Raw genomic sequence first — 26,815 nt, forward strand, 5'->3', positions numbered from 1 at the left:
ACGCCCTCGTGGTTCGACAGGCTCACCATGAGGGCTGCTGGACCATTACTTCGTCTTGGTCTTACCCGATGCGCCAGTGCCGGCCGGCCCGGTCAGCCGCACCAGGTTGTCTGCCGCGAGCTGATAGCCCTGGTCGGCCGCCTGCTGGTAATAGCTGATCGCCGTGGCCCGGTCGGCCGTGACGCCCAGCCCGTTCTCGTAGATATGTCCCATATTGTTGAGCGCGATTGGCTGGTCGCTATCGGCGGCAAGCTGGGTCCATTTCAGCGCCTCTTCATAGTCGACATCGGTGCCCAGCCCGTCGAGATAGAGCAGGCCCAGATTGACCGCAGCGCGCATTTCCCCGCCTTCCGCCGCTTCCCGATACAGCTCCAGCGCCCGCTTATAGTCCTGCGTCACGCCATTGCCGTCCTCATAGAGCAGCGCCAGATTGTGCTTGGCCAGCGCCAGGCCCTGGTCGGCCGCCTGCTGATAGAGTTCTGCCGCCGCCGCGACATCGGCCTCCACGCCTTCGCCATTCTCCAGCAGGAAGGCCAGGTTGTTCTGACCATACATATCGCCCTGGTCGGCCGCCAGCCGATAGAGTTCGGCCGCCTGCGCCAGGTCGGCTGGCCGCCCCAGCCCATCCTGCAGCAGTTTGCCCAGATTGACCTGGCCGGAGGCATCACCCTGCGCCACCGCCAGTTCGAACCAGGCCGCCGCGGCGACATAGTCGCGTGGCACGCCCAGCCCTTCCTCATACATCAGCCCCAGATTGGACTGTGCCTTGCTCATCCCCTGCTCGGCCGCCGCGCGATACCAGCGCGCCGCCTGCGTATAGTCCTGCGTCAGCCCCTCGCCGAAATCGTAGCTCAGCCCAAGGCTGTTCTGCGCGAGCGCGAAACCGGCTTCCGCCCCCTCTGTCAGCAGTTGCGCGCCCCGCTCCATGTCCATCGGCACGCCGTCGCCGGTGGTCAGCATGTCGCCGAAAATGGCCAGCGCCACCACATTGCCATCCGCTGCCGCTTCCTCGAAGAGCGGCACGGCGCTTTGGGTATCGCCATCGGCATAATAGGCCCGCGCCAGCCAGCCCTTGACCTGGGCCGAGCCGGGCTCCGCGGCCAGCGCCTTGGTACAGGCGTCGATGGCGGCATCGGTGTCGATCTCCCAGCTTTCGCGGCCGATGCTTTCAAACCCGGTCTCGAACTGGCTCGCCGCCGCCGCCGCACAGGCATCGAATGCCGGACCGGCCAGCACCGGCGCCGCCGCCATTCCCACCGGCGCAACAAAGGCCCATGCCAACAGACCCCGCCGCAAGCCCTTCAATCCGCGCATGGCACTCTCCTCCACCAGCCGCCGCCACACTCTACCCAAGCCCCACACAGGAGCAAGCCAAGGCATCGTCTCCTATACAGCCCACCATCTTGCCCACCCACAACCGCCTCCCGCGGACTTGATCCGCGGGTCTCTCGCCGCTTGTGCCGGTTGAGAGTGACCCGTGGATCAAGTCCGGGGGAAGCGCCAGTGTGCCTATGCTCATGGTGAGACTACATGACCGCAAGCGCGGCGCAGCCGCAGCGCGGCCATGGAATGGCACGACCTGTTAGGCATGCGACATGCAATGACCACGGCAGCGGCAAAGCCGCAGCGTGACCATGGAATGGCACGGCCCGTTAGGGACGTGACATTACATGACCTTGACATTCACCTAATCCGGTCGCTTTATGCGCGCCAGCAAGCCCAACCGACCCGTCGCAGCCCATGCTCGTCTGCCAGTGCAACATGATTACGTCGAAGGAGATCGAGGATATAGTCCTCGACCTGCTCCGTGCCGATCCGTGGCAGCTTGTCGTGCCGGCCAAGGTCTATTCGGAACTCAATCGCCGCGCCAAATGCGGCGGTTGCGTGCCGAATGTGGTGGACATTATCGTTCGCGTCACCGAAAACTACCACAGCCAGCAAGCCCAACAGTCAGGCGAAGTCCTCTCGCTTCCGACTGGGCTCGAAAAGCTCAAGCAGCAACGGAGTGGAGTACGTCGTGAAAGGCGAAGCACAAGTCATCGAGCGGCTTAACGAAGCCCTCTTTCTCGAACTCGGTGCGGTCAATCAGTATTGGGTTCATTTTCGTCTTCTCGACGATTGGGGCTATAAGAAGCTGGCCTCCAAGGAACGCGCCGAATCCATTGAAGAAATGCATCATGCCGATCGCCTGATCGAGCGCATCATCTTCCTCGAAGGCCATCCTAACCTGCAGCGCGTCGCGCCTTTGCGAATCGGCCAGACCATCAAGGAAGTGCTCGAAGCCGATCTCGCCGGCGAATATGACGCCCGCGCCGCCTACAAGGCCAGCCGCGAGCTCTGCGAACAGCTTGGCGACTATGTCTCCAAGAACCTGTTCGAGGCGCTGCTGACCGACGAGGAAGGCCATATCGATTTCCTCGAGACCCAGCTCGAACTGCTCGACAAGATCGGCCCCGAGAAATACGGCCAGCTCAATTCGGCCTCGGCCGACGAAGCCGAATAACATCGAATGCGGGGCGGAGGTGCCGCCCCTCTCCCACGGAGTCATCCCCGCGAAAGCAGGGGCCTCCGTTTCTTTTTGCCCTTGCCGTTCTGGCAACGGAGACGTCCATGACCTGGCATACCGGCCGCCTCATCGACCATGTCCATCTGCGCGCCAGGAACTACATGGCTACCCGTTATTTCTACGAAAAGGTGCTGGCCGCGCTCGATGTCAAGATCGAGCATGCCGGCGAAGGCTGGTTCCAGGTCGATGAACTCTTCGTCGATGGCGCCGATGCCCGCACCGTGCCGACCCATATCCACCTGGCCTTCCAGGCCCGCAGCCGCGACATGGTCGATGCCTTCCACAAGGCCGCCCTTGCCGCCGGCGGCAAGGACAATGGCCGGCCCGGCGAACGCGACTACCACCCCGGCTATTACGGCGCCTTCGTGCTCGACCCCGATGGCAACAATATCGAAGCCGTCTTTCACGGCCCCGTCCGCCGCTCTGCGGAGTCAGTCAGGCTCGACCCGGCTTAGGCTTCAGGCCACGGCACAACCGTCAGCTCCGGCCACACCGCCTTGGCCCGCGCGGCCTTGGTCGCATGTGTGGCGGCATTGTCCAGCGTCGGATTGGGCGTGATGCGGAACGAGAAAATATCGTCGAGCCCGAATGGCGCGAAGATGCTCAACCGCTCGTCCGCCTCCAGGCGCACCGCCACTGCGTGGGTCCTGGACGCGAAATAGAGCATCATTTCCGCGCTGGATTTCAGCTGCGGATAGGGCGTCCCGAACTTCTGCGGAAACCAGATATGCACCCGCGCCTGGTTGCGCAGCTCGACCGGAACCGGCAGGCCGGCAAACTGCGCCGCCGCCCGCCGGATGGCCGCATCCTCCGCCTCATAGGACAGGTCGCTATCGTCGAAATAAACGACATCGGCATCCTTGATCCCCGTCAGCGGCGGCCGCCCGGTCAGCACATTCCAGACCGTGTTGTAGATCGCCCCCGACCCCAGCAGCATGTCGGGCAGCGCCAGTTCCCGCATCCCACCCAGCACACCCATCAGCAGCGCCGAATTGCGAATGATGGCTTCGAGCGCATCACGCTGCGCCTGCGGATCAGCGCCAGAATATCGGAGATGATCGGTCGGCATCTGTCCCAACAGCCCTCATGGTGAGCCTCCTGAGCTTGCCGAAGGGCGAACCACGAGGGCGTGGCACCATATCGCCGCGACCTCGTCCTTCGACATGGTGAGCCCGTCGAACCATCAGGTTGAGGTCTACTGCTTGATTCTGCGATGCGTTAATTCTCGATCGGCTGGAACATGGCGTTAAGCTCGTCCACGATCTGCTCCATCGGCGCGATGGCTTCCGGCAGTTGCTCAGGCGGGTTGGGCGCCACGGCCACATAGGGCACGCCGCTGGGGAAGGCGCCGAACATCTGGAAAAAGGCCACCATGTCGTCCAGCACGGGCATGCGCCAGCGCCACATCGCCCCCATGGCGATGACCGGCTCCATATGCCCGAACCCCTCGTAATAGCGCGTGGTCACCCAGACCCCGCTATCCTTGAGCTTCTGGGCGAACCGCTCGGTATTCTGCATGCGCACGATCGGGTCGGTCGTGCCGGTCGCCAGATACATGGGCGGCGTTTCCGGCGTCACCAGGTTGATCGGCTGCGTGCCTTGCGGATTGGGCGCCGCGCCAAACGCGTTCTGCACCTCGCCATATTCGAACGGGTAGAAATCATACGGCCCCGACAAGGCCGCCACGCCCAGGATTGGCATGGTCACGCCGTATTCCCGCAGGAATGACGGGTCCATCGCCAGCATGACGGCATTATAGGCCCCAGCCGAATGGCCGGCCAGGAACAGCCGCGTGGGATCGCCGCCATAGGAGGCGATATTGTCCTGCACCCAGCGCAGCGCATTGGCGCTGTCCTCGAGAAATCCCGGATAGGTCACCTCAGGCACCAGGCGATAATCCGCGATCACCACGACGAAGCCGCGCGACGCTAGCGCCCTGCCGGCAAACTGGTAATCGCTGCGCTCGCCCCGGTTCCAGCCCCCGCCATAGACGAAGAACACCACCGGCGCCGACGTCCCCCGCGCCTCGGGCGCATAGACGTCCAGCTTGTGCCGCGGCCCGTCGGCATAGGCAATGCCATCGCCCACCTTCACCGTGCCGCCATCCATGACCGCCGGCAGGTTGAACGGGTCCATGACAGACAGCGCAAAGGCTTGTGCCGACAGGACGAGCAGGAGGAGGAGCACCGCAAGGGCGCGACGAAACGGCATGATCATTCACGAACCAGAGAATTGGGAGACCGCCCGCCTAGCGAGCAAAGCCGGGGATTTTGTGGCAATGGAGGGCGCCGGAAATGGGCGAGGGCAGGCGCCTCGAATGCTCGATAGCCAGCCTGCCCTCTACTTAAGCCCGATAAAGCTGCTCCCAATCCGTTAACGAATGGTTAACGTTTGAGCGCATCCAGCAGTCTCCCGGAGATGTGACCATCCGCCGGCAATCCGACCCGTCCCTGATAGGCCAGAACCGCCGCCCGCGTCCGCGGTCCCACCACCCCATCGGGCGAGCCGGCATCGAATCCGGCGCGGCTCAGCAGCGTCTGCAACTCGGCCCTCTGCGCCTTGGTCAGCGCATAATCGCCCGCCGGCCACGCCGTCGCGAAATTGCCGCCCCCCAGGATGCGGTCGGCCAGATGCCCCACCGCCAGCGCATAGCTGTCCGAATTGTTGTAGCGCTTGATCACATCGAAATTGGGCAGCAGCAGGAAGGTCGGGCCATTGGCGCCGGCCGGCATATAGAGCCGCCCAACATCGCTGGGCCGCGGGAAGGCCCGGCCCGACACGCGCTGTATGCCCATGGCCTGCCACTGGCTCAGCGGCGCCTTCTCGATCCCCCGCGCCGCCGCGAAATCGAAGCCGCTGGGGAGCTTGACCTCGTAGCCCCAGGTCTCCCCCTTCCGCCAGCCGAAGCTGTGCAGGTAATTGGCGGTCGAGCCCAGCGCGTCCTGCACCGAATTCCAGATATCCTTGCGCCCGTCGCCATTATAGTCGACCGCATAGCGCATGAAGCTCGAGGGCATGAACTGGGTATGCCCCATCGCCCCGGCCCATGACCCCGTCATGTTACGCGCGCTTACATGCCCATCCGAAACGATGCGCAAAGCCGTCAGCAATTCCTCGCGGAAGAAGTCGGCGCGATAGCCGCCCTCGGTCAGCGTCGCCAGCGCGTGGATGGTGTTCTCCCCACCCATGAAGCCGCCGAAATTGGTTTCCATGCCCCAGATGGCCAGCACGATTTCCGGCTGCACGCCCCAGCGCTGCTCGCTGCCTGTGAGCGTCTGGTTCCACTCGGCGCGCATGGCCTGGCCCTTCTGCGCCTGCCCCGCCGTCACCCTTTTGTCGATATATTGCTGCACGGTCTGGGAGAATTCGGGCTGCTTGCGCGTCAGCTCCATGACCTTGGGGATGTAGTTATAGCCGGAAAACGCCGCTTCGAACGCCGCCCGGCTCACCCCGCGCGCCTCGGCCTGCGGCCACAGGCTCCGCACGAAATCGGCGCTGTTGGCCCAGGCGGGCGCAATGGCGGAAAGGCTCAGCGCGCCGGCAATGGCCAGCGCCGGGAGAAATCGGGCAAGGCTACTGCCCCCTAAAAACAACATGACAGGCCTCGTGATACGCAAAGACTGAAAGTCACGACTGCGCCACCGCAATTGGCGCGCGTAACACTATTTTAACCCACCAAATTAAGATCGGCTTAAGGCAAATGCCCCGCCCGATCACGATAGAGTGGGCGGCGTTCTATCGAACGCCAAGGGCCACTCTATCTCTTTGTCGTCGCATCGCTTCATGCAGAAAACCGGTTCCCACTTTTCTGCGCGATGCTCTGCGTTCAGGCGTCCGGCTTCCCCTTGTCCTCGCTCGGTCGCGGCGGCAGCACGCGGCCCGAGGCCCGCGCCTCTCCGCCCTGCACATAGGTCACATGCGGATAGGGGATTTCGATATTGCGTTCGGCAAAGATGGCCTTCAACACCTCGTTATAGGCCCGCCCCACGCCCCAATGCTTGCCCGGCAGTGTCTTGATGCGCGCCCGCACCGTCACCGCCGAGGCCGCGAAGGCGATAATGCCCTGCATGTCGAGGTCGTCGATAATGCTGTCCTTGTGCTCGGTCTGCATCAGCGCGTCGAACGCGTCATGCATGGCCTGCTTCACCTGCACGATGTCGCTGTCATAGGCCACGCCGATCTCGGCCACATGGAACGAGAAACCGCGCATCATGTTGGAGACCTGGTCGACCGACGAGAACGGAATGAGATGCACCGTCCCGCCAAGGTCGCGGATGGTCACCGAGCGGATGGTGAGCTTTTCGACGACACCCGACGTGGTGCCCACGGCCACCACGTCGCCCTCGTTCATCACATTCTCGAACTGGATGAAGATGCCGGTGATGATATCCTGCACCAGCTTCTGCGCCCCGAAACCGATAGCCAGGCCGATCACCCCGGCGCCCGCCAGGAGCGGGGCGATATTGACCCCGATCTGCGCCAGCGCCAGCATCAGCCCGAACACCACCAGGGCGATGGTGAAGGCGTTCTTGAACAGGTTCAGCAGCGTCTTCTCGCGCGCCGTCGGCACCTTGCCGACGCTGGTATTGAGCCGATACTCGACCCACGACGCCACCACCACATGCAGCACGATACAGGCCAGCACGATCAGCGCCGCCGAGATGACCGAACCGGCCACCTGCTGCCCGGCTTCGCTGCCGATCCAGCCGACGAAGTCGAACAGGGCCCAGGCCTGCGCAATGGCCACCACCACGCCTGCGATCACCACCCAGCGCACCACTTCCATCACCGTGGGCACGAAGGCGCGCAACCGCGCTTCCAGCAGCGGCAACCGCTGCTTGATATCGCCCGGCAGGCGCAGGCCGGCGCTGACGAAGCGCGAGATGAAGCCGACAATCACCACCCCGATCAGAACAGCCACCAGCGATTGCACCGTGGCGCCCAGCATGAAGGGCAGCGCCTCTTCGGGGTTGGCGAACCACACCACCAGCAGCGTCACCAGATAGATGATGGCCAGCATGTGCCAGTAGCGCCCGAGCAGGATCAGCAATTGCCCGGTGCCGTCATGGCCGCGCTTGGTCGCGATCCCGGCCAGCCAGGTCCGCACGTCGTCCTTGTTCTGCAGCACGACGATAATGCCGATGGTCACGGCCGTCGCCATGACCAGCACCTGCACTGCCGATGCGGCGCCAACCGACAGGTTCGCCGCCAGCAGCGGCGTCACGAACAGGAATGTATAGCCGAGCAGCGAAATGATCCGCCCGATCCAGAATGACCAATAGGCGGCATTGTCGTCACTGACCGGGATCAGCCGCAGCGGCTCGAAGCGTGGCGACAGGATGACGCGAACCGCCAGCTTGCTGAGCTCGACCAGCAGGAACGCATTGAGCAGCAGCGACTGGTTGATGCCCATCTGCCCCGTGGTCTGCCCCACCAGCGCCAGGGCCACCACATAGCCCACCGCCCAGGCCAGCAGCACCGAACCGAAATCCACCAGCGCCGCCGCCAGCGCCCCCAATATACGCGACATCCAGCCCCGCCCGGCCACCCGCTGGGCGATGCGGCCCCTGGCCCAGGTGACGATAATCCGGATGATCAGAAAGCTGGCAAGCAGGCCCAGGGCCACCAGCAGTACACCCACCGCCACGTCCCAGAAGGCTTCGAGATCCGCCTCCAGCGCCCCGCTCAGCCCCTGCTGCAGGTCGACGAACACCCCGGCCAGCGAGCGCAGGGTGGCCGAGGCCCCTTCGGCGACGGTCTTGGTATATTCGGCCAGTTGGCGAACGATATTGAGGTCGGGCGCGGTCTCGGCCGGCGCCGTCACCTCCGTCCCGCTCTGCTTCAGCCGCTCGATCAACGCCGCACGCGTTTCGTCATTCTCGATAATGCGGATCAGTTCGTCGATTCCGGCGTCGCTGCTCGTCGTCGTTTCAGGGGTGATCCCCGGAACCTGCGCCATGACGGCGACAGGGGAAAGCACGAACAGCAGCAGCAGGAGCAGGTGGCGCATTGGACAATATCCGGCAAATTCGGCGAAGGGCGGATCGGGCGGCATTGCAGCGCCACCCGATGTGGATACGCTGGGCCGGCAGGAAGGTTCAATCTCTACCCGGCCCTTTTGCCCGCGAATGGAGCACGAAATGACCCAGCACGACACCCCGGCCGCCTTCACCGATGACGATCTCGTCCTCTTCGAGCGCGACGGAACCCCGCCTTTGCCCGCCCCGCAGCATGCCGGCCACCTCGCCCATGATGGCGCCGATATCTGGTATGTCAGCATCGGCCAGGGCCAGCCGGTCATCCTGCTGCATGGCGGTCTCGGCCATTCCGGCAACTGGAGCCATCAGGCCGCCGCGCTCGTTGCCGCCGGCTATCGCGCCATCCTGGTCGACAGCCGCGGCCACGGCCGCAGTACGCGCGACGGCAAGCCCTATAGCTATGAGCTGATGGCGGACGATGTCCTCACCCTCATGGATGCCCTGGCCATCGAGCGCGCCGGTTTTGTCGGCTGGAGCGACGGCGCCTGCATTGCGCTGATCCTGGGCGCCACCCACCCCGATCGCGTAGCGGGCGTGCTCTATTTTGCCTGCAACATGGATCCCGATGGCGCCCTGCCCTTCGTGCCCACGCCCACCGTCGATCGCTGCTTTGCGCGGCACAAGCAGGATTATGCCGCGCTCTCCGCCACCCCTGATGATTTCGACGCCTTTGTCGAAGCCGTCGGCCTCATGCAGCGCACACAGCCGAACTACACGTCAGCGCAGCTTTCCGAAATCGCCGTGCCGGTGACCATAATGCAGGGCGAGGGCGACGAATTCATCAAGCCCGAACACGCCCGCTATCTGGCCGAGACCATTCCCGGCGCCGAGCGGGTCATCATGCCCGGCGTCACCCATTTTGCCCCGTTGCAGAGACCGGCGCAATTCAACGCCGCCATGCTGGCCGCCCTGGCCCGGTTCAGCGGGCAGTAGCCCTCATGGTGAGGTGCGAGTTCTTGCGAGCCTCGAACCACCCTCATCCTGAGCCTGTCGAAGGAGGGCGTGGCACCAGGCCTCGCCCTCATCACCCCTTGACGCCCGCCGACAGCATGATCGCCTGCGTCACCCGGCGCTGGAAGATCAGGTAGACGATGGCCACCGGCAGCCCGGCCACCACGGCCGAGGCCATGAGCTTGCCATAGACGATGCCATAGGCATCCTTCACCTGGGTAATGCCGACGGGCACGGTCATCGTCGCCTCGCCCGTCGCCGCCAGGAACGGCCACAGGAACGCGTTCCAGGCGCCGATAAAGGTGATGATGCCCAAGGCGGCCGTCACGCCCCAGTTCATCGGCAGGTAGATACGGAACAGGATCTTGAAATGGCCGGCGCTGTCCATCTGCGCCGCCTCGCGGAACTCCTTGGGCACGGAGTCGAAGAACTGCTTGTAGACGATGATCACCACCGGCACGATGAGCTGCGGCAGGATGATGCCGGCCCAGGTATTGAGCAGCTTGAACTGTGCCATCAGCACGAAATGGTTCACGATCAGCGCCTGCATCGGCACCATGAAACAAGCCAGGATCAGCACATAGATCAGCCGCCGCCCGGGGAAATCGAGCTGGCTCAGCGCATAGGCGCAGCCGGCCGAGCTGACGATCACCAGCACCGTGATAATCAGCGATGTCACCATGGAATTCACGTACCAGATGGCGATATTGGTGTTGTTCCAGATATGGATATAGCTGTCGAACACGAACCGGCCGGGCCACAGCGAATTGCTGCCCGAAATCACCTCGCCATCGGGTTTGACCGAGGTGATGATCGCCCAGTAGATCGGGAAGAACGAGGCCAGCGCCACGAGCAGCGTGATGGCGGTCAGCACAATGCCGACCAGGTCGAGCGGCCGGTCGCGCCGGCTGCGTTCGGCGACAACGGCAGCCTGGCTGCCGGAAAGGGCTTCAGCGCTCATTTTTCACCTCGCGCGCGCAGCAATTGATATTGCAGCACCGACAGCACGATGATCATGCCGAACAGCAGCACGGCTGCGGTGGCGGCCTCGCCGCCCTTGTTCTGCTGGAAGGCCAGCTTGTAGATATACTGCACCAGGGTGATCGTCGCATCCTGCCGCCCGCCGATCGAGAACAGGTAGACCTGGTCGAAAATCTTGAGCTGGGCGATGAGCTGGATGGTCAGCACCAATACGGTCACCGGCCAGACCAGCGGCCAGGTGATACGGTAAAATTGCCGCCAGCGGCCGGCGCTGTCGAGCTGCGCCGCCTCGTAGATTTCAGGCGAAATGTTGCGCAGGCCCGCGATGAACAGCAGGATATTGAAGCCCATCGTCCACCAGACCGTGACGAAGGCCACCGTGGGCATGAACAGGGGAATGGTGCGCGTCAGCGATTTGGGCTCACCGCCATTGAACAAGGCCACCACGCCCTGCGCCAGCCCGTATTGCACATCGATGATCCAGTTCCAGGTGAGGAACACCACCGAAACCGGCAGGATATAGGGCAGGAAGAAACAGGCCAGCACCAGGCCCTGCAGCCAGCCATTGAGCCGGTTCACCGCCAGCGCGATGGCCAGCGAGATCAGCGTATTGGGAATGACGGTGAGGACCACGAACCAGGCGGTGTTCCAGAAGGCCGAATGGAACAGCTTCTGGCTGAGGATTTTCACATAATTGTCCCAGCCGACCCAGTCGCCCACCCCGATCAGCGGCGCCTTGGTGAAGCTGAGCAGCACCATCTGGATGGTCGGCCACACGAAGAGGGCCCCATAGATCAGGATGAAGGGCCCGACCAGGATCAGCGCCGTCAGATATTCCTGTTTCCTGTCCCGCAGCATAGCCATACCTCCCGGGTCATGGGATGGCCGGCACCCGCGCGGGCGCCGGCCACCGGATTCTACAACTGGCCGTTGAGGTCGTCACGCATCTGCGCGGCGGCGTCGGCCGGCTCGATCTCGCCGGTGGTGGCGGGATTGATGTAGTTGCTCCAGGCATCGCCCAGCGGCGCGGCAGGGCCGGCCAGGATGGTGCGCGGATCGAACACGGCGGTATCGGCAAAGCCGGCATAGTCCGATTGCGGCTTCAGCGCCTTGAATTCCGCGCTCTCGCGCACCGCATTATAGGCCGGGATATGGCCGGCACCGGCCCAGTCCAGGCTGTGCTGGTCCATCCAGGCGATGACCTGCATCACCGCGGCGCGCTTCTCCGCATCGGCTTCCTTGCCCGAATTGGCGGGAATGACGAAAGCATGCGAGATCCGACCATGCGGCCTTGGTCTCGAAGAGAACAGGCAGTTCCACCGCCCCCCATTCGAACAGCTCGCCCTTGGCATGCAGATCGACGAAGGTCGGCACTTCCCAATTGCCCATGATGAAGAACGGGCTCTGGCCCGAGCTGAACAGCGCCAGGGCCGCCGGGCTTTCCACCTGCACCGGCGTATAGCCGCTATCCACCCAGCCTTTGACGACCTCGATGGCATTGGTCAGCTTGGTCAGATCCTCGTCGGTGGGGAAGAACCCGCCGGCATCGGCATCGAACATGGTCCCGCCCTGCTGGCCGAACAGGCTGTAGATCGTGCGGTAGCGGTCGCCCGTCGGCGTCGAGATGCCGTATTTGCCGTCGCCGGTGAACTGGGCGAGGATCGCGTTGAAGTTGTCGAGCCCGTCGAGACCAACGTCGGCAGACCATCGTCGCCGAGCAGTCCGGCTTCGGCGAGCATGTCCTTGTTGTAATAGAGGATCAGCCCATGCTGGTCGAACGGCACGGCATAGCGGGTGCCGTCGACCTTGCCGGCATCCGAGGCGGCCGTGGTGAAGTCGGCGTCGGAAATGCCGGCGCCCGCCATGTCCTCGTCGGTGATTTCGCTCAGCGTGCCGCTATCGACGGCCAGCGGAATGCGGCTGAGGTGGTAGGTGGCGATATCGGGGCCTTCGCCAATGGCCGACGAAGTCTGCAACTTGGTGTAGAAGGGCGTGCCCCATTCGAGCGTCGTGCCCTCGATGGTGATTTCGCCCTGATGCTCGGCGTTGAACGCATCGATCAGCGCCTTCATGCGCACGCCATCACCACCGGCAAGGAAGTCCCACCACACCACGGTCTGCTGTGCGAAGGCGCCGGATGCGAGCGCAAGGAATGCGGTCGAAGCCAAAGCAAGGCGACGTAGATTTTTCGTCATTCTTTCCTCCCAAAAGGTTGCTGCTCTATGCTTGGATCTGCGGTTGGTGCGTCGCATTGAGCCTGTAGCCCGCACCCCGGAACGCGTTGTCAGTTGGAGTGATAGGCGGCGCCTTCGGCGTCGAAGAGATGCGTTTCGCTGCGGTCGGCCGCGAGGCTGACGGCCACGCCGGGCTCCAGCATGCTCTTGCCGCCGTCCTCGGCCACGACAAGCGCTCCATCCGCCAGCCGCACATGCAGCAGCGTCCGGTCGCCCAGCCGCTCCACGAGCTCGACCGTGCCATCAAGGCTTCCGCCATCGGCAACCACCTTGAGCGCATCGGGCCGCACGCCCAGCGTCAGCCCCTCGCGCGATGGCAGGGTCGAGATCGCGATATCGGTCGGCACCACGCCACCGCCGGCATGGATCAGCGCCTTGCCTTCGGCCTCGCTCACCTCGGCCACATCAAGGAAATTCATCGAGGGCGAGCCCACAAAGGCGGCGACAAACCGGCTGGCCGGCCGCGAATAGACCTCCATCGGCGTGCCGATCTGCTCGATGCGGCGGTTGTTCATCACCACGATGCGGCTAGCCAGCGTCATGGCCTCGGTCTGGTCATGCGTCACGAAGATCATCGTCGTGCCGATGCGCTGGTGCAGTTGCGCCAGTTCCACCCGCGTGCGCACCCGCAATCCGGCATCGAGATTGCTCAGCGGCTCGTCGAGCAGGAAGGCCTTGGGCTCGCGCACGATGGCCCGCCCAATGGCGACGCGCTGGCGCTGGCCGCCCGAAAGCTGGCTCGGCCGCCGGTCGAGCAGCGCGCCGATTTCCAGCATCCGCGCCGCATCGTCCACCCGGCGGGCGATCTCCGCCTTGTCGGTGCCCACATTCTGCAGGCCGAAGCTCATATTCTCACGCACCGTCATATGCGGATAGAGCGCGTAATTCTGGAACACCATGGCGACGCCGCGCTGGTTGGGCGGCAACTGATCGACCCTGGTATCCCCGATATGGATCTGCCCGGCATTGACCTCTTCAAGGCCCGCAATCATGCGCAGCAAGGTGGATTTTCCGCAGCCCGACGGCCCGAGGAACACGATGAACTCGCCCGAGCGGATATGCATCGACACGCTGTCGAGCACCTGCACCGTGCCGTAGGACTTACTGACCTCGTTCAGAACTATATCGGCCATCAATTCCTCCTCGTTTTTGGCTGATGCGGCTTTGCCGTCTTTCCAGCGCTTTAGGCTCTTCTCCCCTCGCCCCTTGTGGGAGAGGGTGGTTTTCCGCGTTCAGCGGAAAACCGGGTGAGGGGCTGCGCCCTCCCATGCTTGGGTGCCGGAACCTGGTCCCGATCCCCCTCATCCGCCCTTCGGGCACCTTCTCCCACGAGGGGAGAAGGGGAAACGCCCAACGGTCAGTACTTCCCTTCGTCCCGCTGCAGCTCCTTCGTCGCCACCACCAGCGCATCGAACAATGCCGCCGCTACCGGATCGGCGCCCGGCGCCTCGCTTGTCAGCCGGAAAGTGGTTGCGACCACCCCGCCACGACCCACGCGTTTCTCCCCGATGATCGCTGCGGGCTTGTGCACCCAGCCCACCACCATGCCGGCATGGACATTGTTGCCGAATTCCCAGGGCCGGAAGCCGGTCAGCAGGTGATGCGGCACCACGCCCGAAAAGCTGAGATCGAAGATCGGGCCGCCCGGAATATTGGCGAAGGGCCCGTCGCGCCGTATCCAGGAGAAGCCGGCGATCCAGTCGCCGCGCCAGATCGTGCCGTCGCGTTCCACCAGGCTGATGCCCGGCAGATGCTGGTCGAGGCTGGGGCGGAAGGTCTTGCCATCGGCGACGATGCTGCGATGCGGCAGCTCGCCGTCGGGCATGTCGGTACGCAGGTTGCGGTTGGTCTCGACCGAACCGTCAGCCAGGATCAGGAAGCGTCCACCCGCCTTCATCACCTCGACATCGGCACCGTCAACGGCATGGCACAGCACGATATCGGCTTCGCCTGCCGGCACCACGCGATAGCCCAACCCCGTCGCATAGGTGGCCAGCCCGGCATCGGCCGCGGCAATCGTCGGCAGCGCCGAGGTATCGCGCCTGGTATAGAGGGCGATGTCGCAGCTATTGCGCGCCACGACATCGCCGCCAGCCTCGAGCACAAAATCAAGACGTGCCATGCGGCTCGCGCCGCTGGCCGGGAGGTCGATCTTGAGCTTTTGCGGGCTGGTAGCGGAAACGGGGCCGGTCGCCGCAATAGCGAGCGAACCGGACGCATCACCCGACCAGCGCAAGGTGGCGCCATCGGGGAGCGCCTTGCCGCCCGTCGCGATTGTCACGTCGATAGCAAGCGTTTCGCCGGCATAGCCCGCATAGCGTTCGGGCCGCGGCACGATCACCGTATCGGTATTGATCTGGGCAAAGACGTCATGGAACACGCGCGGATTGCGCTCCATGTCCATCAACCCATTGGCCTCCCAATGCACATCGGTCAGTTCGGTGATGACATAGCCCATGATCGAGGGATGCAGCCGCATCTGCTCGATCTGGTAGCGCAGGTTCATGAACTGGTACCACTGCACATTCTCGATGAAGGCATCGAACGAGCCGAAGGTACGGGCCAGGTCCAGCGCGCCGAAACGCTCCTCGACGCCATGCGGCAATGCCGCCCCATCGCCCCAGGGCGAGCCAGTCTCGAACCAGTCGGGCTCGCTGCCGTCTTCGCGACGGAGCTTGCTCGGATCGGGCAGGCCCCATACGCCGAATTCGGAAACAATCAGCGGCTCATCGCCACGCCGCTCGGCATCGCCCAGCGTCGAATAGGTCCAGTCGGCGCCGGCGGCGAACTGGGCCGTGATATCGTCCCATTCCTGGCGGCGCTCCGGCACCGAGCGGTAATAGTGATAGTCGTTGATATCGGACTTGACGTGGAAATTAGGGAAACAGGCCGAATTGTCGACCACCAGCCGGGTCGGGTCCTCGGCTTTCAGCCAGTCATAGCTGTCCTTGAGCCATTGCCGGTGCTCGGCATTTTCCACCAGCCGCGTGCCCCAATCCTCGTTGATCAGCGTCCAGGCGATGATCGAAGGATGGTTGCGGTCGCGCTTGAGAATGCCTTCCATCGTCTCGCGCATCCGCCGGGCGGAATCGGTCGTGAAATTGGCGACATTGGGCACTTCGGTCCAGACCAAGAGGCCCAGCCGGTCGGCCACTTCGTAATAGCGCGGGTCCGGCACCTTGATATGGCAGCGCAGCAGGTTGAGCCCGAGATGCTTGGCCTTGCGCGCCTGGTCTTCGAGGAATTCGAGCGATGGCGGCGTATAGATGCCGTCGGGGTAATAATCCTGGTCCAGCGCGCCGCGCATATAGAGCGGTTTTCCGTTCAGCAGGATTTGTCCGTCGCGCGCTTCCACCGTGCGGAAGCCGAATGTCGTGGTCACCGTGTCGGTGCCGAGGTCCACGACCAGCGAATAGAGATTGGGTTCGTCGGTGGACCAGAGAAGCGCTCCGGCCACGGCAAGGCTCGCCGAAACCTGGCTGGCAGCCGTCACACTGGTTTCGGCCACGACATCACCATTGGCGTCGAGCACCGAAAGCTGCGCCACCATGCCGGCCGCGGGCGCCGAAAAGCCCAGCGCAACCGCAACCTTGCCATCCATGTCAGCCGTCACCACGACATCGTCGACATGGCGCGGATCGCGGGCTTCCAGCGAAACCGACTGCCACAGCCCGCCAATGCGGCCATACCAACTGATCTTGCCATGCGGCACTTCGCCGAACGGATAGTCGGGATAGACCCTGCGATCCGCCGAAGGCATGGTCACGCGGACTTCCACCTCGTTCTGCGCCTTGAGCGCTTCTGCCGGCAGCACGATGTCGAAGGGCAGGAAGGCGCCTTCATGACTGCCCACCACCTGCCCGTTCAGCAGCACTTCGCAGAAATAGCTGACGGCGCCGAAATGCAGCACCAGTTCCTGGGCGGCCCAGCCGTCCGGCAGGGTGAAGCTGCGCTTGTAGACCGCGCGCCCGCTCGTATCGACGAGGTCAGAGAATTCGGCTTGCCACGGGCCGGGCACATGCGCCTCACGCCAGGGGCCATCCTCGTGCCGGAACTGCCAGACCCCATCCAGCGACAGACGCCGACGTGTGCCCGTTTCCGTATCCGCCGCCTGCGCGAGACCAGTCCGCTCCATTTCCACCCTCAACCAATATTAGTTATATATTTATCACCATAGGACCATAGTGATCTGGTTGACAAGAGGGGTTCTTGCGTGGCGCTCGATGCTAACAGTCTGCTAACATTTGGGGACGATTAGCGGTGGAGCGTGAACGGGTGGAAAAGCGAGCGACGATGGTGGACGTGGCCGAGTTGGCCGGCGTGTCACAGGCGACCGTTTCACTGGTTCTCAACGGCGTTCCCAATGCCCGTGTGTCCAAGGCCACCCGGCGCCGCGTCATCGAGGCGGCCGAAACCCTGTCCTATCGGCGCGGCAAGGCCCACCCGGTGCCCGAGGGCCGCAAGCGCGTCATCGGCCTCATGCTCGACGAAGTCTCCACCACCCCCTTCGCCACGCCCTTCATCGAAGGCGCCCGCGACGAAGCCGCTTTGCAGGACGTGACGGTCGCAACCTTCTGCACGCGCTCCGACCCGGCGCTGGAGCAGGCAGCCATCGATCTGCTGGTCTCGCAGAAGACCATCGGCATCATCTACGCCTCGCTCATCACCAGGCAAGTCACTGTTCCCGAAGCCTTTTCCGAGTTACCGCTGGTGCTGCTCAATTGCTATGAGCGCAAGCTGCGCTACCCCTCGGTGGTGCCCGGCGACCTGGTCGGCGGCTATACGGCAACACGGGCGCTGCTGCGCGCCGGCCACCGCCGCATCGCCCACATGACCGGCGAAATCATCGTCGAAGCGGCCGTCGATCGCGAAAAGGGCTTTCGCCAGGCCATGGCAGAATTCAATGCGCCGGTCGATGAATCCCTGGTGATCCAGGCCGGCTGGACCATCCGCGGCGGCCGCGAGACGGCGCTGGCGCTGATGTCGCTGCCCGAGCCCCCCACCGCCATTTTCTGCTTCAACGACCGCATGGCCATGGGCTGCTACGACGCCGCCCGCATGCTGGGCCTCTCCGTTCCCGAGGATATTTCCATCATCGGTTTCGACGACGAAGACCTGGCGGCCAATATGGAGCCGCCGCTCTCCACCATGGTGCTGCCGCATGACGAAATGGCCCGCTGGGCCGTGGCCGAACTGCTCGACAGCTACAATGATGCCGACCAGGACGAACGGCTGCAGAAGGTCAAGATCGAGTGTGAACTGATCGAGCGCAGCTCGATCGCCCCGCTCACCCCCGACACCTAACCTTTTGGCTTTGCAACCGAATCCCGCTCGACCAGCGGGCATTCCAGCTTGACCAGCGGATAGCGCCCCTGCCCCGGCACGAATTCGCCGAGCTGCTCCACCACCCAAGCCCCCATGGCCCGATGCGGCAGGATCGACGTGGTCAGCCGCGGATGCAGATGGCGCGAGATTTCCTCATCGTCATAGCCCACCACCGCCATGTCGGTGGGAATGTCATATCCGGCCTCCTTGAGCGCCTCGTAGCAGCCGATGGCCTCCCGGTCGTTCTGGCAGAAGATCGCCGTCGGCGGCTCGGGCAGCGCCAGCAGCTTGCGCGTAGCGTCATAGCCCGAACTGGCCGACCAATCCCCCTCCACCACCAGCGCCGGATCGAACGGAATATCCGCCGTGGCCAGCGCCCGGCGATAGCCCTTGAGCCGGTCCTGCGCCGCTTCCATCCAGATTTCGCCTGTTATCGTGGCAATGCGCCGATGCCCCTGCTCGATCAGGTGCCGCGTGCTGCGCTGCCCGCCGGCGATCTCGCTGGGCACCACGGCCGGATAGATCTGGCTGGCCGTATAGCAATTGAGCAGGAAAACCGGCATTTCCAGCCCCAGCAATTGCTGCGGCAGCTCCACTTCGCGGGTGAAGATCGTCATATAGACCAGGGCCGACACCCGCTGTTCCACAAAGGTGCGGATCAGCTCGGCCTCCAATTCCTCATCATTATGGGTATGGGCCACCAGCACCACGTCGCCGCTGGCCCGCGTCGCCTGGGTCAGCCCCTCGATGGCCACCATGGCCTCCGGACTGGTCGCCAACTGGTCGGCGATGAAGCCGATCCGCCGCCGCCGCGCCGTCGATACCGCCGCGCCCGCTACCGGCGGCATCGCATAGCCCAGCCGCCGCGCCGCCTCGAACACCCTTTGCTTGGTTTCCGCCGAAAGCTTGATCCCCGGCGCATGATTGAGCACGAAGGAAACCGTCGCCTGCGAACACCCTGCCTCGCGCGCCACGTCGGTCATGGTCACCCGCCGCCCACCACCGCGCTTTCCTCGCATTGTCTGCGGCTCGATTGTGTCGGCTGACCTGGGCATGGGGAATCCGTTTCGATCTGCCCCAATGCTAATACATGATCAGCACTCATTATCAAGTATTAGCAACGTGTGCCACGGGGATCGGAGGCTCACGCAACCGGCAATCGCCCGGACCGCACCGCAAGGCGATGCATTTCCAGGCTAGCCTGCCCTGCCCGCCGTACTGTCGCGAACGATGAGCTCGGGGTCAATCATGGTGACCCGCGGCTCGGGCAGGCCATCCGGCGCGGCAATCAATTGCAGCAGCCGCTCCACCGCCAGCTCCGTCACCATTTCGACTTCGTATTTGACCGAAGAGATCGGGGTGGCCGCGTGCTCGGCAAACTCGATATTGTCGAAGCCAATGATGGCAACATCCTCGGGCACCCGCAGATTGTTCTTCTGGGTCCAGCGCAGCGCGCCGATGGCCAGGGAATCATTGGCCGCAAACACCGCGCTCGGGCGCACGCGCATGCTCATCAGGCGGTCCATGGCCCAATAACCCCGAATGACCGTATTCCCCATGGGATCGGCGAGCAGATCGTGGTCGATCGACAGGCCGGCCTCCCGGTGCGCCTGCTCGTAGCCGTCGCGTTTCTCCAGGTTTCCCTTGGCATTGGAGGTGTCGATGATGGCGATCCGGCTATGGCCGATATCGATGAGGTGGCGCACCGCCCTGTAGGCGCCACGGCGTTCGTCGATGCAGACGGCGTCGATACCGGCATCGGGATCACCCACCAGCAGCACCACCGGATAGTTCGCCCGCCGCAAGCGACGGATATGATCGAGCTCGCGGTGGCTGCGCGGATAGATCAGCATGCCGTCCACCTGCCGGGAGCGGAACATTTCGATGACGCGCTTTTCCTCGCCGAGATCGTTGTTGGAGGTGGCAAAGAGCGTGGAATAGCCGCGCTCCGAGAGGGTCATTTCGATCGCCTGGGCCACTTGCGTCAAAGCGGGGTTGGTGACGTCGGTCAGCACCAGCCCGATAGTCTTGGTTTCGCGGCTGACCAGCGACTTGGCCACGTGATTGGGCAAGTAGTTGAGTGCCTCGGCCGCTTCGCGAATGAGGATCGAGGTCTCTTCGGGGATGCGCGGGCTTTGTCGCAGTGCCAGGGATACCGTATTGACCGAAAATCCGGTCCGGTCTGCGATATCCTTCAAGCGAACGGTGGATTTGCCCATGATTTCAACCTACTCGACACGCTGCCAATACGCGGATTTACAAAGCCGACAAGAGAAGATCAAAATCATGTGCGACAATACACACCAGAACCGGCGGTAAACTAGACCCCTTCTGCGCGCAGACGCTGGATGGCCTGATACTGCAGGCAGTCCGGATGCATTTCCATCAGTTCGATCCGATTGCCGTCGGGATCCTCCAGCCACGCCTGGCGATTGCCATCCAGCCCCGCCTTGGGCTCGGAGAGCAGGGTAATGCCGGCCGCCTTGATGCGCGCAACGGTCGCGTCGAGGTCGTCGATGGTCCAGCACATATGGGTCATGCCATTGGCATGCCAGCTCTTCGGCGCACGCTCATTTTCGGCACCCGGGAAGATTTCGAGATACTGCTCGTCGGTAATGCGCAGATAGACCAGCCAGGTATCGCCGTCGTCGCGCTTGAGCCGCAGCATTTCGGGAAAACCGAGCTTGTTGACGTAGTAATCCAGCGACTTTTCGAGATCGATCACATTGATCGCGACGTGTCCGAGACTGGTAATGCCCTTCATGATTCCTCCGCCGACATTGCGGCCATGACTGATCGTTTCCGCTGGCGACAGGCCAGCGGACCGCCCCGATATGTCAGAAAGGGCGACCTAATAGGAACGTTAATACGACAGGTATTATCCCAAGCCACGGCGTTGTCAACAGCCAGAAATGATCTCAATCCCAGTCCGGGCCCCAGGCCGGATCGATGACGCGCTGGCCGCGATCCACGGTCTCGATGGCGGCGATATCGGCTTCGGAAAGGACCAGTTTCGTGGCCAGATAGTTGGAGCGGATGCGGTCGGCCTGGCTCGATGTGGGGATGGCGATGTAGCCCTTGGCGAATTCGAAGGCCAAGGCGACCTGCTCCGGCGTCGCACCATGGCGAGCGGCGATTTCGGCGATGACCGGCACGTCGCCGAGGATGCCGCGAGCAATGGGCAGATAGCAGGTGACAGAAATTTTCTTGCTGACACAATAGTTTGCCAGCTTCTTGTTTTGCAGCAATGGATTGAGCTCGAACTGGTTGTTGGCAATTGGCAGATCGCCGAGAATGGCTTGCGCCTCTTCCAGCATGGCAATGGTGAAGTTGGAAACGCCGATCAGGCGGGTCAGTCCGAGAGCATGGGCTTCGGCCAGTTGCTCGATATAGACCGGCAGCGGCACGGCATTGTTGGGTGACGGCCAGTGGATGAGCGTCAGGTCCAGCCGGTCCAGTTGCAGATTGTCCAGGCTCTGCCGCAGCGAGGGAACCAGCGCGCCCGGCCCCAGATTGCCCGTCTTGATCTTGGTGGTGACGAAGATATCGGCGCGGTTCACCCCCGAGCGCCGCACGGCCTGGCCCACCTCCTTTTCGGTCCCGTAATCCTGGGCAGTATCGAGATGGCGATAGCCCGTCTCCAGCGCCACCAGCATTGCCGCGATGCCGGCCTCGCCCTTGCGGTCATACGTGCCGAAGCCCATGGCCGGTATATCGTATTGATTTTGCATAACTTTCATCTCCGCTCGCTTGGATTTTGGCAGTCCGGCTGACCTATTGGTCGATCAAAACACGTATCCGGCAAGCGAAAAGCCTATTGACGGATCGTTCCGCGTAAACCTAGTTTAACGATAATATTGCCCGCAAGAGCTGACACGCCGAAGAGCGGAATAATCCCGCCGCGGCGTGCAAGGGAGGACGAGCATGGCCTTTCGGTGGAGCCGATGGTCGCCGCAACTGGCCCTGCTGCCAGCAGGTGTGGTGACGCTGGTTGCCTTCATTGGCGCAATCCTGTGGACGGTCTACCTGTCGCTGACGCGCAGCCGTCGCCTGCCGGAATACGAGATCGACTGGTCCGAATGGGGACGGCAATACCAGCGCCTGTTCAATGACGACGCCTGGATGATTTCGCTGCAGAACCTTATCGTGCTCGGCCTGGGCAGCGCGCTGGCCATCGTCTTCGGCTTCATCCTCGCGGCCATGATCGACCGGGAGAAACGCGGCGAAAGCCTGTTCCGCACCGTCTTTCTCTACCCGCTCGCCATTTCGCTCATCGTCACGGGCGCCGCCTGGCGCTGGATTTTCAATCCCGAGCTCGGCGCCGAGCATTTCATCCACTCCCTCGGCCTGACCTGGGTGAATGCCAGTTGGCTGGCCCGGCCGGAAACCGCTATGTACGGCGTCATTCTCGCCTCGGTCTGGCAAAGCGCCGGCTTCTACATGGCTTTGATGCTGGCTGGGCTCAAATCCATCAACTCGGAAATCTGGAGCGCGGCACGCCTGGATGGCGTCGGCCTGTTCCGGCTCTATACCGAGATCATCATCCCGATGATGAAGTTCACCTTCGTCACCTGCGCCATCCTGCTCTCGCTGGGCGTCATCAAGGCCTATGACGTCATCGTCGCCATGACCAATGGCGGACCGGGCCAGTCGACCTATGTGCCGGCCTATTTCACCATCCAGGCGCTGTCGGCCAAGGGCAATCTCGGCTTTGCCTCGGCTGCCGCCGTGCTGATGCTGGTTATCACCGCCATCATTTTCCTGCCGCTGGTGCTGCTCACCGCCTGGCAGCAGCGCCGTGCCCAGGGAGCCATGCGATGACCGACCTCACCGCATCCCAAAAAGCCCTTGGCGCCGAGATCGCCGTGCACAGCGCGCCATATTTCCCGCGCCGGAAGAAGGTCATTACCGGCCGCTCCATCGCCGTACTGGTCTTCCTCGCCATCTGCGCCCTGTTCTTCTGCATCCCGCTCTATGTCGTCATCGTCACCTCGTTCAAGACGATGGACCAGATCCGCGAGGGCGCCATGTTCGCTCTGCCCAATATCTGGACGCTGGAGGCGTGGGATCATGCCTGGAACAGCGCCTGCTCGGGCACGCGCTGCGAGGGCCTCAAGGTCGGCTTCTGGAATTCGGTGGCCATCCTCATTCCCTCGCTGATCCTGTCGATCGGCCTTTCCATCGTCACCGGCTATGCGCTGGCGCTGTGGAACGTCAAATGGGCCGGTACCTTCCTCTTCATCCTGTTCATCTGCGCCTTCGTGCCGTTCCAGATCATCATGTTCCCGCTGATCTCGATGACGGCGACGCTCAAGGTCTATGGCAGCATCTGGGGCGTGGCGCTCATCCACGCGGTGCTGGCCATGCCTGTGCTGACGCTGATCTTCCGCAATTATTACAAGGACATTCCACAGGAGATCATGAGCGCCGCCATCATGGATAGCGGCTCGTTCTGGAAGATCTTCTTCGAGATCATCCTGCCGATGAGCGGCAATATCCTCATCGTCGTGCTGATCCTGCAGATCACCTCGGTCTGGAACGACTATCTGATCGGGGTGACCTTCGGCGGCATGGGCGCCCAGCCGATGACGGTGAACCTGGCCAACCTCATCACCATCTCGACCGGCACCGTCCGCTACAACGACAATATGGCCGCGGCCCTGCTCACGGCCATTCCTCCGCTCGTCATCTATTTCATCGTCGGCAAGCTCTTCGTGCAGGGCATCACTGCCGGCGCCATCAAGGGTTGATCGATATGCCCCGCGTCAGCTTCGAGCACATCACCAAGAATTACGGGTTGATGAAGGTGTTGGATGACCTCAACCTCAGCATCGACGATGGCGATTTCCTGGTGCTGCTCGGCCCCTCCGGCTGCGGTAAGACCACTTTGCTGAACCTGCTGGCCGGGCTGCTCGACGTCACCGACGGCCGCATCATGATCGGCGAGCGCGACGTGACCGATCTCGATCCCAAGGATCGAGGGCTGGCCATGGTGTTCCAGTCCTACGCGCTCTATCCGACCAAGACGGTGCACGGAAACCTCAAATTCGGCCTTTCGGCCAGCAAGCTGCCGCGTGAGGAGATCGAAAAGCGTATTGCCTGGGCGGCGAAACTCTTGCAGATCGAGCCGCTGCTCAACCGCAAGCCGGGCCAGCTCTCGGGCGGCCAGCGCCAGCGTGTCGCCATCGGCCGGGCGCTGGTCAAGAATGTCGGCGTGTTCCTGTTTGACGAACCGCTGTCCAACCTCGATGCCAAGCTGCGCACCGAGATGCGGCTTGAGATCAAGAAGCTGCACGACCAGCTCAAATCCACCATCGTCTACGTCACGCATGACCAGATCGAAGCCATGACCATGGCGACCAAGATCGCGGTGATGAATGGCGGCGTCATCCAGCAGTTCGGCACACCCGACGAGATTTACGAGCGCCCCGCCAACCTGTTCGTCGCCGGCTTTATCGGCTCCCCCGCCATGAACCTGCGCCCGGCGAAACTGGCGCTGGCCGCCGGCAAGACCGAGGCCGTATTCGCCTCCGGCGTGCGGCTCGACGTGTCCGACTATCCCTTCCTCGCGCCGCCGCAGGACGGGGCTGAAATCATCGCCGGCCTGCGTCCCGAGCACTTTACGCTCGCAGCCGATAGCGCGACGGCCGCCACTTTCACCGTGCCGGTGCAATATGCCGAGCGCACCGGCCCCGATGCCAGCGCCTACTTCACCTTCGAAGACGATGTGCTTGCCTTGCGCGTCGATCCCGACGCCGCTGCACGCCTGACGCCGGGCCAGTCCGTTTCCGTCAGCTACCTCAAGGGCAAGGCCAACCTGTTCGACGCTCGTACCGGGCAGAGAATGTAACTACAACAAGGGAGAGAGAACGATGTCTAACAAGAGACTTGCCGGCATTGTCGCCGGCCTGTTGCTGAGCACCGCTGCATCGGGTGCCATGGCGACCGACCTGGTCATCTACCATAGTTGGTCCGCCCCGCCGGAAATCGCCGCCCTCAATGTCATCAAGGCCGGCATCGAGGCCAAGGGCCATACCTGGACCGATATCGCCATTCCGCACGATACCGGCTCCAATGTGAACCTGATGAGCCTGGTCACCGGCGGCCAGCCGCCCAACGTCTTCATGGAATCCAATCCCGGCGTCTATCGTGACATTGCCGGCATGGGCCTGGGTTTCCCGCTGACGCAGTGGTTCAATGACAATGGCATTGTCGAGAACCTGCCGGCGGCCGTCGCTGCCTCGATCTCGGTCGATGGCGAGATCGTCAAGGTGCCGCAGGCGCTGCATATCGACGGCATGGTCTATTACAACATGGAGGTCGCGAAGGCGGCCGGGGTCGATCCTACTGCATGGGATTCCCTCGACGCCATGTTCGCCGATTTCCAGAAGATCCGCGACGCCGGTTATGCCCCGCTCGCCGTCGGCAGCCAGCCGTTTCAGGTCGGCTATCTGACCCATGCGCTGATCGCGGCCGTGGCCGGTCCCGACATCTATAAGAGCATCTATGGCGAAGAGGTCGATCCGGCCGCGCTGGACGACCCAGCCTTTGCCAAGGCCCTCGAAACACTGCGCCTCTTCGCCAACGAGGCCGGCCCCGAAGCGCAGAACCGCCCCTGGAACGAAACCACCAACGAGGTCATCACCGGCAAGGCGCTGATGCAGATCCACGGTGACTGGATGAAGGGGGAATGGCTCGGCGCCAGCAAGGTCGCGGGCACCGATTTCGGCTGCATCGAAATCCCCGGCGCGCAGGCCGTCGTCGTGACGGTCGACGCCTGGGGCCTGCTCGGCGGCCAGGCCGACGATATACAGGCGGCCGAACTCGATTTCGCCGCCGAAGTGCTCGATCCGGGCGAGCAGGCCAAGTTCGCCGCGGCCAAGGGCTCGACCCCGGTGCGCCTCGACGCTCCGGCCGAAAGCCTCGACGCATGCTCCACCGAAGTGCTCCGCATCCTCGAGGACCCGGCGCAGCAGGTGCAGAACCCGCACAATACCGCCGACGCCGACTGGCAGGATTCGATCTGGAACGTTGTCTTCAACTTCTGGAGCGATCCGAACATGAGTGTCGAAGACGCCATCGCCCAGATGCATGAGAACTACGAGACCATCCTGGGCTGACAAAAGTCCCTCCCTGGGCCGGCGACCTTCGGGCCGCCGGCCTCCCCCAATCGAATGGACAAGTTCAATGGACAAGCGCCTGCTTGATGAAGACGAAGTGATGCAGATCTGCTTCGTCACCGATGACGTGGTGAAATCCGCACAGTGGTTTTCCGACCTGACCGGCAAGCCGGTGCCTGAGGAAGGCAAGGCCGCCGAGCCCGACGAGGCACAAGCCATCTACAACGGCAAGCCCGCCTCGGTCGGCTGCCGCATCATGATGTTCAAGTTCGGCAATATCGACGTGGAATTCCTCCAGCCGGGCCCGGAAAAGAGCGCCTGGCGCGACCTGCTGGAGGAAAAAGGCCCCGGCTGCCACCACATCGCCTTCCGCACCCGCAACCTGACCAAACGTGACGCCTATCTCGAAGGAAAAGGCCACAGGCTGCTGCAACGCGGCGAATTCGACGGCGGCCATGGCCGCTACGCCTATTACGACACGGTCAAGGACCTTGGCGTGATGGTGGAACTGCTCGAATTCGACAAGGATAAGGAAGCCCAGCCCCAGGGCGATCGACATTCGGCCGATTAGCCCCTTTTTTCCAGCTCTTCCCACCGAAG

General features: G+C 63.2%; 23 protein-coding genes and 1 pseudogene. 10 read left to right on the top strand and 14 right to left on the bottom strand.

Annotation, left to right across the window (positions count from 1 at the left end; all coding sequences use genetic code 11):
• Positions 1 to 45: 45 nt before the first annotated feature.
• Complete coding sequence (locus NVV79_RS12195; protein WP_303989726.1) at positions 46 to 1,314, bottom strand: tetratricopeptide repeat protein; 1,269 nt, start codon at positions 1,312 to 1,314, stop codon at positions 46 to 48.
• Between the two features lie 426 nt (positions 1,315 to 1,740).
• Here NVV79_RS12195 and NVV79_RS12200 point away from each other — a divergent pair, with 426 nt between their 5' ends.
• From NVV79_RS12200 to NVV79_RS12210, 3 genes are all read left to right on the top strand, one after another.
• A complete protein-coding gene (locus NVV79_RS12200; protein ID WP_146290483.1) occupies positions 1,741 to 2,052 on the top strand; it encodes a (2Fe-2S)-binding protein in 312 nt (103 codons plus the stop codon).
• Positions 2,018 to 2,503 (top strand): bacterioferritin, encoded by a 486-nt coding sequence (gene bfr, locus NVV79_RS12205; RefSeq protein ID WP_146290484.1) that lies wholly within the window; start codon positions 2,018 to 2,020, stop codon positions 2,501 to 2,503. The genes NVV79_RS12200 and bfr overlap by 35 nt, the downstream gene beginning before the upstream one ends.
• A 107-nt stretch (positions 2,504 to 2,610) precedes the next feature.
• Positions 2,611 to 3,021, top strand: coding sequence for a VOC family protein (locus NVV79_RS12210; RefSeq protein ID WP_303989731.1), 411 nt, complete (start codon positions 2,611 to 2,613; stop codon positions 3,019 to 3,021).
• Here the strand turns inward: NVV79_RS12210 and NVV79_RS12215 are convergent.
• From NVV79_RS12215 to NVV79_RS12230, 4 genes are all read right to left on the bottom strand, one after another.
• On the bottom strand, positions 3,018 to 3,635 hold the full coding sequence (locus NVV79_RS12215) for a nucleotidyltransferase family protein (protein WP_303989734.1): 618 nt from the start codon (positions 3,633 to 3,635) through the stop codon (positions 3,018 to 3,020). The genes NVV79_RS12210 and NVV79_RS12215 overlap by 4 nt on opposite strands.
• Positions 3,636 to 3,784: 149 nt before the next feature.
• A complete protein-coding gene (locus NVV79_RS12220) occupies positions 3,785 to 4,777 on the bottom strand; it encodes an alpha/beta hydrolase (RefSeq protein ID WP_303989737.1) in 993 nt (330 codons plus the stop codon).
• A 173-nt stretch (positions 4,778 to 4,950) separates the two neighbouring features.
• Positions 4,951 to 6,162, bottom strand: a complete 1,212-nt coding sequence (locus tag NVV79_RS12225; protein WP_303989739.1) for a lytic murein transglycosylase — start codon at positions 6,160 to 6,162, stop codon at positions 4,951 to 4,953.
• A gap of 230 nt (positions 6,163 to 6,392) precedes the next feature.
• Positions 6,393 to 8,576, bottom strand: coding sequence for a mechanosensitive ion channel domain-containing protein (locus NVV79_RS12230; RefSeq protein ID WP_303989743.1), 2,184 nt, complete (start codon positions 8,574 to 8,576; stop codon positions 6,393 to 6,395).
• A 130-nt stretch (positions 8,577 to 8,706) separates the two neighbouring features.
• Between NVV79_RS12230 and NVV79_RS12235 the strand changes: the two genes are divergently transcribed.
• Positions 8,707 to 9,537, top strand: coding sequence for an alpha/beta fold hydrolase (locus NVV79_RS12235; RefSeq protein ID WP_303989746.1), 831 nt, complete (start codon positions 8,707 to 8,709; stop codon positions 9,535 to 9,537).
• Between the two features lie 91 nt (positions 9,538 to 9,628).
• Here the strand turns inward: NVV79_RS12235 and NVV79_RS12240 are convergent, their stop codons facing one another.
• The 5 genes and pseudogenes from NVV79_RS12240 to NVV79_RS12260 form a co-directional block, all read right to left on the bottom strand.
• Positions 9,629 to 10,516 carry a carbohydrate ABC transporter permease gene (locus tag NVV79_RS12240; RefSeq protein WP_303989748.1) on the bottom strand — a complete coding sequence of 296 codons (888 nt, stop codon included), beginning with the start codon at positions 10,514 to 10,516 and terminating at the stop codon, positions 9,629 to 9,631.
• Positions 10,513 to 11,394, bottom strand: coding sequence for a carbohydrate ABC transporter permease (locus NVV79_RS12245; protein ID WP_303989751.1), 882 nt, complete (start codon positions 11,392 to 11,394; stop codon positions 10,513 to 10,515). Before NVV79_RS12245 ends, NVV79_RS12240 begins: the two co-directional genes overlap by 4 nt.
• Positions 11,395 to 11,453: 59 nt before the next feature.
• Positions 11,454 to 12,731, bottom strand: a pseudogene (locus NVV79_RS12250) (extracellular solute-binding protein).
• An 89-nt stretch (positions 12,732 to 12,820) separates the two neighbouring features.
• Positions 12,821 to 13,903 carry an ABC transporter ATP-binding protein gene (locus NVV79_RS12255; RefSeq protein ID WP_303989754.1) on the bottom strand — a complete coding sequence of 361 codons (1,083 nt, stop codon included), beginning with the start codon at positions 13,901 to 13,903 and terminating at the stop codon, positions 12,821 to 12,823.
• 224 nt (positions 13,904 to 14,127) lie between these two features.
• Positions 14,128 to 16,905 (bottom strand): glycoside hydrolase family 2 protein, encoded by a 2,778-nt coding sequence (locus tag NVV79_RS12260; RefSeq protein WP_303989757.1) that lies wholly within the window; start codon positions 16,903 to 16,905, stop codon positions 14,128 to 14,130.
• Positions 16,906 to 17,045: 140 nt separating this feature from the next.
• Between NVV79_RS12260 and NVV79_RS12265 the strand changes: the two genes are divergently transcribed.
• The gene (locus NVV79_RS12265; protein WP_303989759.1) at positions 17,046 to 18,074 is read left to right on the top strand and encodes a LacI family DNA-binding transcriptional regulator; all 1,029 of its coding nucleotides are present in this window, start codon (positions 17,046 to 17,048) and stop codon (positions 18,072 to 18,074) included.
• Here NVV79_RS12265 and NVV79_RS12270 read toward each other — a convergent pair.
• The 4 genes from NVV79_RS12270 to NVV79_RS12285 form a co-directional block, all read right to left on the bottom strand.
• Positions 18,071 to 19,078, bottom strand: coding sequence for a LacI family DNA-binding transcriptional regulator (locus NVV79_RS12270; RefSeq protein WP_369684723.1), 1,008 nt, complete (start codon positions 19,076 to 19,078; stop codon positions 18,071 to 18,073). The two genes, NVV79_RS12265 and NVV79_RS12270, sit on opposite strands and share 4 nt — an antisense overlap.
• Positions 19,079 to 19,291: 213 nt before the next feature.
• Complete coding sequence (locus NVV79_RS12275; RefSeq protein WP_303989762.1) at positions 19,292 to 20,314, bottom strand: LacI family DNA-binding transcriptional regulator; 1,023 nt, start codon at positions 20,312 to 20,314, stop codon at positions 19,292 to 19,294.
• A gap of 101 nt (positions 20,315 to 20,415) precedes the next feature.
• A complete protein-coding gene (locus NVV79_RS12280; protein WP_303989765.1) occupies positions 20,416 to 20,859 on the bottom strand; it encodes a VOC family protein in 444 nt (147 codons plus the stop codon).
• Between the two features lie 154 nt (positions 20,860 to 21,013).
• Positions 21,014 to 21,826: an aldo/keto reductase gene (locus NVV79_RS12285; protein WP_303989768.1), complete on the bottom strand. Its 813-nt coding sequence runs from the start codon at positions 21,824 to 21,826 to the stop codon at positions 21,014 to 21,016.
• 193 nt (positions 21,827 to 22,019) lie between these two features.
• Here NVV79_RS12285 and NVV79_RS12290 point away from each other — a divergent pair, with 193 nt between their 5' ends.
• The 5 genes from NVV79_RS12290 to NVV79_RS12310 all read left to right on the top strand — a co-directional run bounded on the left by NVV79_RS12290 (position 22,020) and on the right by NVV79_RS12310 (position 26,786).
• Positions 22,020 to 22,916, top strand: a complete 897-nt coding sequence (locus tag NVV79_RS12290; RefSeq protein ID WP_303989771.1) for a carbohydrate ABC transporter permease — start codon at positions 22,020 to 22,022, stop codon at positions 22,914 to 22,916.
• Entirely contained in the window at positions 22,913 to 23,845 is a 933-nt protein-coding gene (locus NVV79_RS12295; RefSeq protein WP_303989774.1) for a carbohydrate ABC transporter permease, read from the top strand. The genes NVV79_RS12290 and NVV79_RS12295 overlap by 4 nt, the downstream gene beginning before the upstream one ends.
• Before the next feature lie 5 nt (positions 23,846 to 23,850).
• Positions 23,851 to 24,945 carry an ABC transporter ATP-binding protein gene (locus NVV79_RS12300; protein ID WP_303989776.1) on the top strand — a complete coding sequence of 365 codons (1,095 nt, stop codon included), beginning with the start codon at positions 23,851 to 23,853 and terminating at the stop codon, positions 24,943 to 24,945.
• Positions 24,946 to 24,967: 22 nt separating this feature from the next.
• Positions 24,968 to 26,215, top strand: a complete 1,248-nt coding sequence (locus NVV79_RS12305; RefSeq protein WP_303989778.1) for an ABC transporter substrate-binding protein — start codon at positions 24,968 to 24,970, stop codon at positions 26,213 to 26,215.
• Positions 26,216 to 26,282: 67 nt separating this feature from the next.
• A complete protein-coding gene (locus NVV79_RS12310; protein WP_303989780.1) occupies positions 26,283 to 26,786 on the top strand; it encodes a VOC family protein in 504 nt (167 codons plus the stop codon).
• The last annotated feature ends 29 nt before the right edge of the window (positions 26,787 to 26,815 follow it).

It is taken from the genome of Devosia ginsengisoli (assembly GCF_024707105.1).
Lineage (GTDB): Bacteria > Pseudomonadota > Alphaproteobacteria > Rhizobiales > Devosiaceae > Devosia > Devosia ginsengisoli_A.